15 protein-coding genes are annotated in these 13,092 nt (G+C 68.1%); 7 read left to right on the top strand and 8 right to left on the bottom strand.

From position 1 onward, the window contains the following. Window positions 1-207: 207 nt before the first annotated feature. Window positions 208-1,293 carry a pyridoxal-phosphate-dependent aminotransferase family protein gene (locus C468_RS05060; protein ID WP_008847797.1) on the bottom strand — a complete coding sequence of 362 codons (1,086 nt, stop codon included), beginning with the start codon at window positions 1,291-1,293 and terminating at the stop codon, window positions 208-210. 164 nt (window positions 1,294-1,457) lie between these two features. On the opposite strand from C468_RS05060, the gene C468_RS05065 reads away from it, so the two are divergent. The 3 genes from C468_RS05065 to C468_RS05070 all read left to right on the top strand — a co-directional run bounded on the left by C468_RS05065 (window position 1,458) and on the right by C468_RS05070 (window position 3,651). Next, complete coding sequence (locus C468_RS05065; RefSeq protein WP_008847798.1) at window positions 1,458-2,075, top strand: metal-dependent hydrolase; 618 nt, start codon at window positions 1,458-1,460, stop codon at window positions 2,073-2,075. Between the two features lie 379 nt (window positions 2,076-2,454). Further along, window positions 2,455-2,613 (top strand): DUF7512 family protein, encoded by a 159-nt coding sequence (locus C468_RS18525; protein ID WP_008847799.1) that lies wholly within the window; start codon window positions 2,455-2,457, stop codon window positions 2,611-2,613. Further along, window positions 2,614-3,651 carry a sulfite exporter TauE/SafE family protein gene (locus C468_RS05070; protein ID WP_008847800.1) on the top strand — a complete coding sequence of 346 codons (1,038 nt, stop codon included), beginning with the start codon at window positions 2,614-2,616 and terminating at the stop codon, window positions 3,649-3,651. Window positions 3,652-3,685: 34 nt separating this feature from the next. Here C468_RS05070 and C468_RS05075 read toward each other — a convergent pair whose 3' ends face one another. Continuing rightward, a complete protein-coding gene (locus C468_RS05075) occupies window positions 3,686-4,483 on the bottom strand; it encodes an inositol monophosphatase family protein (protein ID WP_008847801.1) in 798 nt (265 codons plus the stop codon). A gap of 142 nt (window positions 4,484-4,625) precedes the next feature. On the opposite strand from C468_RS05075, the gene C468_RS05080 reads away from it, so the two are divergent. After that, the gene (locus C468_RS05080; RefSeq protein ID WP_008847802.1) at window positions 4,626-4,883 is read left to right on the top strand and encodes a hypothetical protein; all 258 of its coding nucleotides are present in this window, start codon (window positions 4,626-4,628) and stop codon (window positions 4,881-4,883) included. Window positions 4,884-5,119: 236 nt separating this feature from the next. On the opposite strand, the gene C468_RS05085 is transcribed toward C468_RS05080, so the two are convergent. Together C468_RS05085 and C468_RS18985 are read right to left on the bottom strand one after the other, a co-directional pair. Further along, window positions 5,120-5,776 carry a hypothetical protein gene (locus C468_RS05085; RefSeq protein ID WP_008847803.1) on the bottom strand — a complete coding sequence of 219 codons (657 nt, stop codon included), beginning with the start codon at window positions 5,774-5,776 and terminating at the stop codon, window positions 5,120-5,122. 20 nt (window positions 5,777-5,796) lie between these two features. Next, window positions 5,797-6,546 (bottom strand): hypothetical protein, encoded by a 750-nt coding sequence (locus C468_RS18985; protein WP_241430985.1) that lies wholly within the window; start codon window positions 6,544-6,546, stop codon window positions 5,797-5,799. Window positions 6,547-6,996: 450 nt separating this feature from the next. Here C468_RS18985 and C468_RS05095 point away from each other — a divergent pair, with 450 nt between their 5' ends. After that, entirely contained in the window at window positions 6,997-7,584 is a 588-nt protein-coding gene (locus tag C468_RS05095; RefSeq protein ID WP_008847805.1) for a DUF7344 domain-containing protein, read from the top strand. Next, window positions 7,581-8,462 carry a hypothetical protein gene (locus C468_RS05100; protein ID WP_152422876.1) on the top strand — a complete coding sequence of 294 codons (882 nt, stop codon included), beginning with the start codon at window positions 7,581-7,583 and terminating at the stop codon, window positions 8,460-8,462. The genes C468_RS05095 and C468_RS05100 overlap by 4 nt, the downstream gene beginning before the upstream one ends. Window positions 8,463-8,467: 5 nt before the next feature. Here the strand turns inward: C468_RS05100 and C468_RS05105 are convergent, their stop codons facing one another. From C468_RS05105 to C468_RS05120, 4 genes are all read right to left on the bottom strand, one after another. Then, window positions 8,468-9,712, bottom strand: coding sequence for an MBL fold metallo-hydrolase (locus C468_RS05105; RefSeq protein WP_008847807.1), 1,245 nt, complete (start codon window positions 9,710-9,712; stop codon window positions 8,468-8,470). Window positions 9,713-9,782: 70 nt separating this feature from the next. Beyond that, window positions 9,783-10,895, bottom strand: coding sequence for a DNA replication complex subunit Gins51 (locus C468_RS05110; protein WP_008847808.1), 1,113 nt, complete (start codon window positions 10,893-10,895; stop codon window positions 9,783-9,785). Then, window positions 10,892-12,055 (bottom strand): DNA primase small subunit PriS, encoded by a 1,164-nt coding sequence (gene priS, locus C468_RS05115; protein ID WP_008847809.1) that lies wholly within the window; start codon window positions 12,053-12,055, stop codon window positions 10,892-10,894. Before priS ends, C468_RS05110 begins: the two co-directional genes overlap by 4 nt. A gap of 134 nt (window positions 12,056-12,189) precedes the next feature. After that, the gene (locus tag C468_RS05120; RefSeq protein WP_008847810.1) at window positions 12,190-12,516 is read right to left on the bottom strand and encodes a DUF7344 domain-containing protein; all 327 of its coding nucleotides are present in this window, start codon (window positions 12,514-12,516) and stop codon (window positions 12,190-12,192) included. A gap of 247 nt (window positions 12,517-12,763) precedes the next feature. Between C468_RS05120 and C468_RS18530 the strand changes: the two genes are divergently transcribed. Beyond that, window positions 12,764-12,910: a hypothetical protein gene (locus C468_RS18530; protein WP_008847811.1), complete on the top strand. Its 147-nt coding sequence runs from the start codon at window positions 12,764-12,766 to the stop codon at window positions 12,908-12,910. Window positions 12,911-13,092 lie beyond the last annotated feature (182 nt).

Consider the following 13,092-nt stretch of genomic DNA (forward strand, 5'->3'; position numbering starts at 1 on the left):
GGCGACTGACGAGGCTGGGGAGGCGTGAGGTGCTGTGCGGTTGCGGACGGCTGGGGCTTTGGCGGTGTTCACCGTCGATCCGGCAGCAGCGATTTAAAAGTGACCGGCTGGGCCTTCGGAGGCGTTCGCCACCGAATCGGAAGTAACCACTTATAAACGAACGTACGCGTCAAAACCGGATTCACCCGCGACCGCTCCACTCACTACTTACAACACGTCCTCCAGCGCGTCCATCGCCTCGTCCACGCGCTCGACCCGCGCGTTGTGTCCCATATGCCCGACTCGAAGCACGTCGTCGGCCATCTCTGCCAACCCGGTCGCGAGGAGCACGTCGTGTTCCTCGCGAAGCCGCGTCTGCAACTCCTCGGCCCGGCCGGGCGCCGCGAACGCCGTCACCGTCGGCGAACTCCGCTCGGGGTCGGGGAACGGCTCTAACCCCAGCGCCGCGCCGCGCTCGCGACACCGCGCCGCCGCGGTCCGGTGTCGCTCCCGGACCGCGTCGAGCCCCTCCTCCAGCCACAGCCCGAGCGCCGCGTCGAGCGCGACGACCTCGGTCGTGAGGTGGGTGTACGGGAACCCCTCGTCGGTGTCGCGCCACGGCAGGAAGTTCGTGTACAGCGAGTGCGGGTCCCGCTCCTCCATCGCCGCCCACGCGCGCTCGCTGATCGCGGCGGTGGTGAGCCCCGGCGGCGCGCTGAAACACTTCTGGGACGCCCCCAGACAGACGTCGATCCGATCGGTCGGCACCGAGACGCCCCCGAGCGAGGAGACGGCGTCGACGACGGTGAGAACCTCCCCGTCCGCCTCCTCCAAGAGGTCGAGCGCGGGTCCGAGGTCGTTGATGGTTCCCGTCGGGGTCTCGCAGTGGACCATCGTCGCGACCGCGAACTCGCGGTCGTCGTCGGCGAGGACAGACTCGAGCTCCGCGAGGGGGAGGGGGTCGTCGTACGCCGCCGAGACCAGCGTCGCCTCGCCGCCGTACGACTCGACGAAGTCGGCGAAGCCGTCGCCGTAGAGCCCGTTCGAGAGACACAGTACCTCGGTGCCGGGCTCGACCAGCGAGGCGATCGCGGCCTCGAGCCCCAGGATCCCCTCGCCGCCGGGGACGACGACGTCGCGCGCCGGCCCGCCGGTCGACGCGTCCGTCTCGACCCCGTAGACCGCCGCCAGTCGGTCGGTCAGCCGGTCGTAGATCCGCCGGAACTCGGGGTCCACGTCGGGGTTTATCAGCTCGCGGCTCATCGCGTCGCGGACTGGAGCGGGGACCGCGGTCGGTCCCGGCGTCATGAGCATACGCCGTCACCGGGTTCCATCGGTATAAGGACGCCGTCGTGGGCCGCAAACCCGCCGTCGCGAACCTCGCGAACCCGTCGGTGCGAGCCGTTCGGGTCCGCTGTCAACACTCCCCAAGGTCCGCCGATACGTTAATAGGCTTCTGTCGCTTCGGTTAGGCCACAATGATGCTTCCGACCCACGTGCTCGGCGGGATGCTGCTCGCCGCGCCGCTGGTGCGCGTGGCCCCGGAGCTGGCGCCGATCGGTTTCGTCGCCGGGTTCCTCGGGGGGCTCTTCCCGGACCTGGACATGTACGTCGGTCACCGGAAGACGCTCCACTTCCCCGTGTACTACAGCGTGTTCGCGGCGATTGCCCTCCTCGCGGCCCTCGCGCTGCCGGTGGCGGCGACCGTCGGCGCCGCCCTGTTCCTCCTCGGCGCGGCCGTCCACAGCGTCGCGGACATGTACGGCGGCGGGCTGGAGCTGCGCCCGTGGGAGGGGAACTCCGACCGCGCCGTGTACGACCACTACCGCGGGACGTGGGTCGCGCCGCGGCGACTGGTGCGATACGACGGCGCGCTCGAGGACCTCGCGCTGTCGGTCGGCCTGTCGATTCCCCTGTTGTACCTCGTCGGCGGGCCGCTCCAGCAGATCGTGATCGGTACGCTCGTCGTCGCTGCCGCGTACACGCTGACCCGCCGCCACCTCGCGGAGCTCGCGGCCCAGGTGGTCCCGTACGCGCCGGCCGCGCTGTCGCCGTTCCTCCCGGACCGGTACCTCGACGACGATCCGAAGCAGTAGTGCGCGGCCCCCCCGCCGGGCGATCAGCTCGGCGGAATAGTCTAATTTGTCCACAACCGCACGTCCGGTCGCACAGCGGCCACGCGCGTGGCGAGCGACCGTGATCCGGTCGCGAACCGGGTATGCGTCTCTTTCGCACCACCAGCGCCTCGTCATGGGGTGGTTTGGTAATCACCACCGCGATCGAGGCGGAGGCGAAGCCATAATGTACGCATACGTTACGGATGGCGCCGCGTTCGTCATACGGATATAGTATTGTATAGTAAGCCCAAAGCTATTATATCCCGTCGCCTGCTACAGACTAGTATATGAGCCAAACCGACCCGCGGGACTCGCTGAGCGCGAGCGCGCCGAACGCGCGCAGTGTAGGGAGACACCGATGACGGGGACGGAGCTGCTTCCCGGTGCGTCGCCGACGGTCGCGGCGCTCGCCGTGATCGGCGTGGTGATCCTCGAGGCCGTGCTGCTGTACGCGGGGTACGGGATCTTAGAAGACCGGCTCGGACCGGTCGTGTTCGAACAGATCGGCCGGAGATAGATGTTCGCGCTACTCGGACTCACTCCCGGCCTGTTCGCCCTCTTCGTCGTCTTCGGCTTCATGGTCGGGGTGTTCTTCGGCTTCTTCGGGATGGGCGGGTCGTTCCTCGTGACTCCCGCGCTGCTCATCCTCGGCTACTCCGCGCCGGTCGCCATCGGGAGCTCGATGACGTTCGTGTTCGGGACCGCGATAATCGCGACGATGAAACACCACGATTCGGGGCAGGTGGACTACCGGCTCGGCGCGCTGATGTTCGTCGGGATCGCCCTCGGGATCGAGGCGGGTAGCCGACTGGTGTTCGGGCTGGAAATGCTCGGCATCGCGGAGGCGGTCGTCGGGATCGCCTACGTCTTCATCCTCGCGGCCATCGGGCTCCTCTTCACGCGAAGCGCGCTGAACGACGGGGCCGACGGGGGAGACGGGGCCGAGAGCGAAGCGGGCGTGGAGCGCGACGAGACGAGCGACGACGTCCCCGCGATCGCTCAGACGATCCAGTCGTACGAGGTCCCGCCGATGATGACGCTGGCGGACGGACAGCAGGCGTCGCTGTGGACGATTTCCGGCGTCAGCGCCGGCGTCGGCGTGATATCCGGCTTTCTCGGCATCGGCGGCGGGTTCGTCCGGATGCCGGCGATCTACTACGTGATCGGCACCTCGCTCGCGGCCGCGGTCGGCACGAGCCTGTTCACCGGACTGCTCTCGGGGGGCGTCGGGGCGTTCACCTACGGACGCGCCGGCGTGATCGACCTCGGGATCGTCACCGCGCTGCTGCTCGGGAGCGCGCTCGGCGCCCGGATCGGCTCGGGAGCGACCGCGTACGTGAACGAGGACGACGTGACCATCTACTTCGGGCTCATGCTCCTCGTCGCGAGCGTCGCCGTCGCGCTCGGCGAGGCGGCGGCGTGGCTCTCGAGGCCGGTCCTCGACCAGGTCAGCTTCGTCCTGCTCGTCGGCTCCGCGCTGTTCGTCTGCGCGATCATCCTCTACCACGGCGCCCTCGCCGTGCGGCAGGACCGCGGCCCGTCCACGTCGCCGTAACGCCCCGTTTCCGGTCCCGCCGCCCGAGTCGGCCTCAGTCCAGTCCGTCGATCGCCCGCGCCGCCTCGAGCACCTCGTCGTGCAGGTCCCCGTTCGAGACGACGAGGCCCGTCGAGTCGTGTCGCCAGCGGTTCCCCTCCAAGTCCGTCGCGTGCCCGCCGGCCTGTCGGACCATGAACACGCCGGCGACGGAGTCCCACGGGTTCGCTCGGAGGTTCGAAATGACTCCCTCCAGACCCCCCGCGGCGACGGTCGGTAACACGATCTGCGCGGCGCCGAGGCGGCGCATGTCACCGAACCGGCGGACGATCGCCTCGCAGGCGGCGGCGTACTCGTCGCGGGAGTCGAAGTCCCACCACAGCGTCGGGTCGACCGCGGCCCGCCGCGGCTCGGACACGTCGCTGACGCGCATCGGCTCCCCGTTGCGGTACGCGCCGTCCGCGTCGGCGGTGTACACATCGCCCAGCGCGGGCGCGACGGTGGCCGCCGCGACCGGCTCGCCGTCGACGACGGCCGCGACCGCGGTCCCCCACACGCGGATGTCCCGGACGTAGTTGTTGGTGCCGTCTATCGGGTCGATCACCCACGCGGCGCCCTCCTCGGGGACCGTCTTGCGCTCGTCCTCCTCCTCGCCCACGACCGCGTCGTCCGGGAACGCCTCGCGGATCGCCTCGATCACGGTGCGCTGGGCCGCGCGGTCCGCCTCCGTCACCACGTCGTCCTCGCCTTTGATCTCGACGTCGATGTCGCTCCGGAACCGGTCGTTCGCGACCCGCGCGCCGGCTCGCGCCGCGCGCTCGGCGACGGCGGCGCGCTCGTCTGTGTCTGCCATGGGCACGCTCGGACCGCCCGACGCGTATAAACGTCGATCCCGCGAGCGTCGGCCTCGGTCCCGCGAGCGCCGGAACGGAGGAATTATTAACTCAATTCCGAATCCGAGTACACTTAAGTAGGTACGGCACAGACGGACGTGTATGGAACCAGAGGAAGCGGTCCGTCAGCTCGAGTACGCAATCGACGCCTCCCTCGACGAGACCGGACAGCGCACGGCCGCCACCTACCGCCCCACCTTCGAGCGCGTCGCCGACCGCGCCGACGGGGGCGCCGTGTACACGCTCGCCTGCGACCTCGCCGGCGAGGTCGTCGCCGGAGACTGCCCCAGTCCGGCCGAGGCGAACGCGAGCGCCGAGCGCGTCCTCGACGACTGGGCGTACACCGACGGCGGGGCGTAATCGGACCTCCCGTCCGGTCGTTTCTCCTCCTCACACTCTTTACCGGGATTCCTCCGGGAGCCACTGCTTAGCTATCCTTGCCTCTGGAGAATCTGTCAGTCGTCCTCATCGATCCGGTCGTCAGACGTCGCGACCACAGATCAGCAGCCGCTTGTTGGATTAGATCTATATGAATATCAATATTTAACAAGCAATATTGTCCTGACGACCAACCGTCGAAAATAACTGGTGGATCGCTAGACAGCGGTCGCAGAGACGCTCAGACTCCCCGAGATCTCGTCTGTCACCACTCCTTCTAGTGCATTAATAACAAACGACACGCCGATCGACTCGCCGGTGGCCAACTGCGCGGTGAGCTGGTCGGTGGTGGTTATCGGACTCGTCGCGAGTCCTTCCCGTGTACCGTTCCCGCTCTGTGAAGACTGTAGCTCGAAGGCGTACTCGGTGCCGCCGTCGATATCGTCGTTCAGTCTGAAATCCACCGTGACCGACAGGTCTTCCGCAGACTGGTTCACGACGGCGAACGCGGATTCGAGGGAATCCTGGCCCTCACTCATGTCCGATGGGTCGCCCTCCGTGACCACGGAGAACGTGTCGCCCGTGATGTCTTCGACGCCGTCGTCGGTGACGAACGCGCCGAACTGGTAGACTGAACTGACGTTCACGCCGGGATCGTCGTCACCGATCGATACCGTCAGTTCACCGCCGGAATCCATCTGAACGCCCGCGATCGCTTCGTTGGCGACAAGTCCGACTAGCCCGTCGCTGTCGTCGACGATGTCGATCTCCGCCTGTCGGGAAACCTCCGCAGCGCCGAACGCACCGGTTCCGGAAGCCGTGGCTCCCGTACCGACGATCGCTCCCAGCCCGACCACGACGTCACGTCGATTCATGGCTGTATCGCTGGCTATAGTTACGTCTCGGCGTCGGCGTTGGTGAAGTCGTCGTGGCTCCCAGCACGGACGGTGAGGGTACCGCCGAGGTCGGTACTGGTATCGGCACCGCCCACGTCGACGAGGATTGTGACGTAGAACTGCTTACCAGAGCCGATGGGAGTTGAGTACTGCTGGTCGTCGAAGATGATACTGGCAGACTTGGCGTTCGAGTCTGCGACGGCACCGACAGCGAGTCCCTCCTCCTGTTCGGAATTGTCGTCCCCTTCGGGGTAGTACGCGACGAGGAAGAGACGCGTTCCATCCGGGAATGGTTCTTCGTTCGCGTTGTACGTAACCTCGATAGCCTTCGGGCTATCCGTCTGGTTCATCACCTTGAATGCGTACTCGCTTGAGATGTGAGTCGCCGTGTCGATAGCAACCTGACCGACCGGCGGTTTCACAGTCGGATCGCCTGGAACCAAATCAATGTTTTGAGAATCAAATTCTCCGAGTCCACCGACTTGGTACGTGGAGTTCGGATTGACGCCCTCTCCACCGCCGGTTGAGCTGAAGTCGATCATCAGCTCGTTGCCGCCACTCCCACCAGTGTTAGTGACGTATTCAGAACCACCTGCCTCAAGCCCGATAAGGCCGCTGCTGTCGTTGACGACACCGATGTTTGCTTGCCGACCGTCGAGTTCTGCCGCCGTGAACGCCCCCGTACCTGTCGCGGCCGCTGCTCCCGAAGCCAATGCACCCAGTCCAATCACAAATTTGCGTCGTTCCATGTCGTATCTCACCTGTGTTGGCGCACCCCCGCAACCCGGACGTCCGGGCCGGGAGCGCTCGAATAGTCCATACGGGGGGAGGTACTTCGTTATGAAATTCTCGACATGTTCGCGTGCCGGCCTCGTTGCGTGACGGGGGCGGCTCGATGCGCCGAGGGCGCTCCTCGTCGCTCGTATCGTGGTGTGCCTGAAGTCGGATAAACGGCGCCTAAATCCTTTCAGGCGAGAGTTTCGGTAATCAATGACTCCCTGAAGAGGCGGTCGGGAGTGCGTACCGTTCTCCGTCGCCGATCGCCTGCCCGACGATCAGACCCTGTTCGTGACAGAATATTTACTATCACTAGTTAACTATCCTACCTATTTATGCCAGAGTATCGCACACGCTACAGGTGAACGACGCCGGTTCCGGGGAGGGAAGTCCGCCGGCGCGGATTCGAGGTGCTCACAGCCATGGTCTCTGCCGCTACCACGACGAACGAATCGATCCAAGACGGGGGTGAACTGTCCGAAGAGGAGGTCTTCGAGGTGCTGTCGAACAGGCGACGACGGTTCGTCATCCACGCGCTCAAGCGCGCGGAGGGCCCGGTCGACGTCTCGGAGCTCTCCGCGCACGTCACCGCGTGGGAGCGCGACATCGACCCGGAGGAGGTCCGGTACGAGGACCGCCGGAACGTGTACAGCACGCTCCAGCGCACGCACCTGCCGAAGCTGGAGGAGAAGAACGTGGTGACGATCGACGAGGAGGCGAACGTCGTCGAGCCGACGACCGAGCTCGAGAGCCTCGACATCTACGTCGAGGTCCTCCGGAGCCGGGAGATCCCGTGGAGCCTCTACTACGTCGGGCTCGCCGGCGTCGCCGTCTCCCTCCTGCTCGCCGTCGCCACCGGAACGCCGGGATTCACCGGGTTCGAAGCGCTCGACGTGGGGATGTTCACCGCGACCGCCTTCGGCATCTCCTCGGTCGCTCACCACGTCATCGGGCGCCGGGCGCGTCTCGGCAACACCGAGAAACCGCCCGAGCTCCGCAAGGGAACATGAGCGTTTCGACCCGGTCGCCGCCGGCCCGCATGAGCTCCCTGCGGACGCTGAGCCTCGTGCTCGCGTTCGCGGCGGCTGTCGGGCTGATCTTCGGTACCGCCGGGTTCACCGCGATGGAGGCCGACCGCGGCGTCACCGCGAACATCACCGACGACGAGAGCGCGTACCTCGGCTACGCGCCGGTGACCGACGCGGTCAGCGACGGGGAGTCCGCGACCGTCGTCGAGTACCGCAACCGGTTCGCGACCGACCTCGACGAGTTCGACGTCGACGTGTCGATCGCGGACGGCGCTTCGACGGACGCGACTCTCGAGTCGGTCGAGACCCCCTCGTCGCTCGACCGCGGGAGCGTCGCCGCGGTCGACGTCACGCTGCGCTGCGCCGAGAGAGAGTCGGTTCCGCTCCTGTTCGAGGCCGATGGGAGTGGTAGCGGCGTCAGCGTCTCCCTGAATCGCATCCACACCGTGACGTGCGTGCCCGCGGAGCCGACCGTGACGGGGGTCCGATACACGGGGGTCGGCAACGCGTTCGTCGACACCGACGGCCGGAACGGGACCGTCGAGGCGGTCGTGTGGCTCACCGACGCCGAGCCGGGTGCGGACGGCTCCGAGGGAACGCTGCGCGCTGAGACGGTCTCGGCACTGAACACGTCTGCGCCCGTCGGACCGCAGCTCTCGTCCAACGCGTCGAACGAGCGGATGGCGGCCATCGAGTTCCCCGACCAAGGGGTCGCGTTCTTCCACCCGAGCTGGAACGGGGAGAACCACGCCAGCCCCGGGGCAGGAAGCGGTGTCGCCTTCGGCGACGTGCCGCTAGACGCCGAAACCGTTGGGAACACCTCCGTCGTCAGCGACGACGTCGACGACAGCGACGACTGAGTCCTTTATACCTCGATCCGCTCCCCCAGTTCCGGCGCGCTCGCGTCGAACCCGTCGGCTCGGAGGTCCTCGGCGAACGCCTCACAGCGGTCCCCGTGGTTCACGAGGACCCGCGCCCCGCGATACGGCTCCAGGAACTGTTCCAGTCCCGAGCGGTCGGCGTGCGCCGAGAAGTCGAACGACTCGACCCGGGCGCTCACGGGGCGCACCGTCCCGTTTATCGCCAGCCGGCCGTGATCCTGGAGCTCGCGGCCGGGGGTTCCCTCGACCTGGTACCCGGTGAGCGTCACCGCGTTCGTCGGGCTCCCGCGGATCGCCGGGAGGTACGAGTGGACCGGGCCGCCGGAGAGCATCCCCGAGGTGGTGAGTATCAGCTCGTTGTCGCCGGCGATCCGCTCGCGCTGGCCGTCCCGGCCGGTGACGAAGCGCGCGGCGCCCTTCGCCCGGCGGAGCGCCTCCGGGTCGCGCAGGAACTCGGGATACCGGCGCACCAGCCGGGTCACCTCGACGCCCATCCCGTCGACGTAGGGCGTCAGGTCGTTGGCGTCGGCGACGAGCATGAGCTCCTGGGTCCGCCCGATCGCGAACGCGGGCGCGACGACGGTGCCGCCCTCCCAGATCGTCGTCTTCACGCGTTCCGCCCAGCGGTCCTCGACGGCGCGGCGGTCCTCGTGGGTCACGTCCGCGTACGTCGACTCGCAGATAACGGCGTCGGCGTCGGGCCGCGCGGTCGTGCCGGCGACCAGCCGCTGGTCGTCGGTGTGGAAGTCGCCGGTGTAGAGGAGGCTGGTCTCCCCGTCGTCCAGGAGGACGTGCGCCGACCCCGGGATGTGGCCGGCGTTGAACAGCGTCACCTCGTACGCGGTCCCGCCCGCCTCGACGACGAACGGCTCGCGGTACGCGTGACGCTCCTCGACCTCGCCGAGCCGCGCGACGTGCTCCTCCGAGAAGGGACACAGCGGGCTGTTGCCGTGGAGCTTCAGGGTGTCGCGCGCCAGCGTCCGCGCGAGCGCCGCGGTCGGCGGCGTCCAGTGAACCGACGGCCGGCGATCGCCTTTTAAAAGGGCCGGGACCGCGCCGACGTGGTCGAGGTGACCGTGCGAGACGATCGCGGCGTCGGGCTCGGGGTCGCGGAGGGGGTACTGCGGGGGATCCGCCGTCAGCAGGCCGTAGTCCAGAAGCAGCGCGTCGTCGACGAGGACCGCGCTCCGACCCACCTCGCGGGCGCCGCCGAGGAACTCGACCTCCATCGCCGGCCCCTACTCGGCCGCGGCGTTAGTGTTCGTCGGTCCGAGCCGCGGCGGGCGGCGAGCGGCGACCTCAGTCGAGCCGCTCGGCGGCGTCCCGCTGGACCAGCGGCTCCGCGTTCTCGGCGGGGAGGCTGACGACGTCCTCGCTCGCGAGGTCGTACTCCCGCTCGTCGACCCCGAATATCGAGCCCACGTCGCGGGTGATCCTGACCGTGGCGCGGTCGTCGACGGCCGGGTCGGACTCGCGGGACACCTCGTCGGCGTCGGACGAGCCGGCGGCGTCGGGCGAATGGGCGTCGCTCGCGGCCGGGGTGGCGTCGCTCGCGGCATCGTCGTCGCCGACGCCCGGCGCGCCCGGCGGCGCGGGCTCCGGCGGGACCGCGGTCGGGCCGCCGTCGGTGGTGGCGCCCTCATCGGGGGCGGCGTCATCGCCGGTGAGAGCGCCCTCGCCGGTGGCGTCACTCGCTCCGTGCTCCGGCGCGTCTGTCGGCGGGGGCGAGCCGGAGGACTCCCCCGATTCACTGGCCGCCGCGTCGAGCGCGTCCGCGACTTCGTCGTCCGCGCCGCCCATGGCCCCGGCGAGGGCGTCGGCGACCGCGCCGCTTCCGTCCCCGGCGTCGGGTCTCTCGCCCGAGCGCTCCGGTTCCGGGGCGGGCGGTGCCGGGTCCTCGCGCGAGTCGGCGGCGGCCGTCTCCGTCGGTTGCTCTCGTTCGGGGGTCCCCTCGGTCGTGGGCGGGGAAGCGGTGGCGGTCGCGGCCTCGGGGTCGGGCGCAGACGCGGATTCGTCGACCGACACCTCGCCGGCGAGCACGTCGAGGACGCGCGATTTGTTGTCGCCGATGCGGTCGACGAGGTCGTCGAACAGCTGCCGCTCCTCCGTGGTCATGCCGTCGGCGTCGACCGGCATGTCCGCCGCCGCGAACGACGCGAGCTTGACGACCTTGCCGACGCGGCGCTCGTACAGCGCCTCCGCGACCTCCTCGGCGGTCTCGACCTCGTCGGACATGCGCCGCACGTCGTCGTCCGAGAACGGTTTCTCGACCTGCTCGGCGCGGCGGTCGCGGGCCGCGCGCAGGTCGGCCACGTACGCGGCGACGTCGTCGTAAAAGGAGTCCCGCAGGTGCTGGAGGCTGTCCTTGCGGCGTTCCTTCGCTTGGGCCGATCTGAGCTCGTCGAGGTTCATCGTTCGGGGGCTTTCCGCGCCTCGCCGCGGGCCATCAGGAAGACTCCCGCGAACTCGGGCACGGCGTTTCTACCGGGTTCAACTCTAACGCGCTCGCCGTTTAATTCTACCGTCCGATCGACGTCGGTCTCGATCCGTATCTCGCGACCGACGAACCGCTCCGGCACCGCGTCCCGGAGCGGGTCGAAGTCGTCGAGCGCGTCGCGCTCGATCGGCGTGACGACGAGCCCGGAGCCGCCGTGCAGCGTCCCCGGGAGGCGGATGAGGCGCCGGGTGTCGGTGGTGACCGGCTCGTCGATCGGCGCGGTGTCGGTCGCGGTCACGCGCGCGGCCAGCGCGGAGACGAGCCGGCGGACGCCCGGCCCGCCGGCCTCCACGTTACCCTCGCGGACCGCGGTAGGGTTTCGCTCGAAGGCGCCGAGGATCGTCTCCGCGCGGCCCTCGCCGATCCCGTCGAGCTCCATCAGCCGCTCGCGGGCGTCGTCTTCGTCCATGTCGCGGAGGTCGTCGGCGTACTCGATCAGCGCCTCGTGGACGCGCGCGCCCCAGCCGCCCTCGGTCCGGAGGACGCGCTTGGTCGTGCCGCGCTCGGAGACCGTCCGGATCAGGCCGTCGGTGTCGAGGTCGATCGCGCGGACGTAGTCCACGACCTCGCGGCGCGCCTCGCTGTCCAGTTCCCGCACGTCCTCGTCGCGGACGTGGACGTGGTAGCCGCGGCCGCCGGAGAAGACGACGGTGAGGTCGTCGAACGCGAAGTCGTCGTCGAGGAAGTCGAGGAGCCGACGGAGGGCCCCCTTGCATTCGGCGAGCATCTCGGGGTAGGAGGTCGCGTCCGGGTCGACCCCGGGCAGGTGGTCGGCGTCGAGGTCGAAGACTAGGTCGGCGGAGCGCCACTCCTTCCCCGACATCGTCGACGCGCCGGGGTCGTCGTAGCGGGCGGCCGAGAAGTACGCGTGCCGGGGCGCGTTGTCCGCGAAGAACGTGTCGACGTCGCCCAGGTCGTACAGCGACTGGTGCCGGAGCATCGTCGTGCCCGACCCGGGCGTCCACGGGATGTGGCCCCACTCGCGGAGGTTCGCGTCCGGGGGGAGCGCCGGCGAGGCCCGGCGGTAGTAGTCGCCGAACCGCCCCTTCAGGTACTCGCGCGTCCGGTCGTCCATCGTCTCATCGGATACCGGCGGTCGACGTATCAACGTATCGTTCCGGGCGAGCGTCGGGCGACGGAGGAGTCGGTGGCGAAGAAATTGATGGCGGAGGAGCTAGCGGAGGCACCGGCGGCCGGCGTGTGAGGTGTTCACCCGACCGCGGTGTGTGGTTCCGGAATCGATTCGAGGAGCATTTCGACGAGCTCGTCGCCGTTGTACCGAACCGCCTCGGAAGACGAATCGAAGTCGAGCACGCTGGTCGTGGCGAGGCTGGGAAGGTGGTTGTGGTGTAACTCGATGGCAATGTCGTCGCGTCCGTCCCGCGTCGCATCCGACTCCCGGAGGTGGCGCGTGATCTCTCCGACCGGGACGGTGTCCGCCTCGCTTTCCCGCAGATACCGGATAATCGCTCGCCGCTCGGACTGAGCCAACAGCGCGAGTCGCCGGTCTATCTCCTCGCTGGTGTATGCTCCCATGTTACACACTCCCAACTGATCACTGTACGTGTTAGCTTATATACATTTTGTAATTTCCAATAATTGAAACTTCCGGAATACGGTACTCCAGCGAAATGCTGGGAAAGCCTGTCTCTCTGGTGGTATCGGCACTTTCATTTCTGGAGTGTGGGAAGCAGCGGTCTGACACGGTCGTTCTGTCCGCGTCGGGCGCTCAGGAACCGGTCTCGGCCACAACACTATGCCCCCGAGAGCCGTACCGGTGTCCATGCGCTCCGAAGACGAGGTTCGCGAGCAGTACGAGTTCCTCCGCGACCAGCTCGACGACGAGGAGATGCAGCACCGCGGCGTCGAGGAGCTGTTCACGCACTACAAGCGCGCGCTCGGGTGGGTGTTAGAAGAAGAACACATGTAGCGCGCGCTCGTTAGGTTTATCAACCGGTACACTGTACGCACAGGTGACGCTTCGTCTGGAGGGCCGAAGCGTCAGCGGGGACCAATGGCAGGCCCGACGCGGCTTTTTTCCGCGTCGGGCGTGCCTCTTTCCGATGATAGCCAACACCGACGAGCGACTGCGCCGTCGCGCGCCCGGCGGCG

Source organism: Halorubrum kocurii JCM 14978 (assembly GCF_000337355.1).
GTDB lineage: Archaea > Halobacteriota > Halobacteria > Halobacteriales > Haloferacaceae > Halorubrum > Halorubrum kocurii.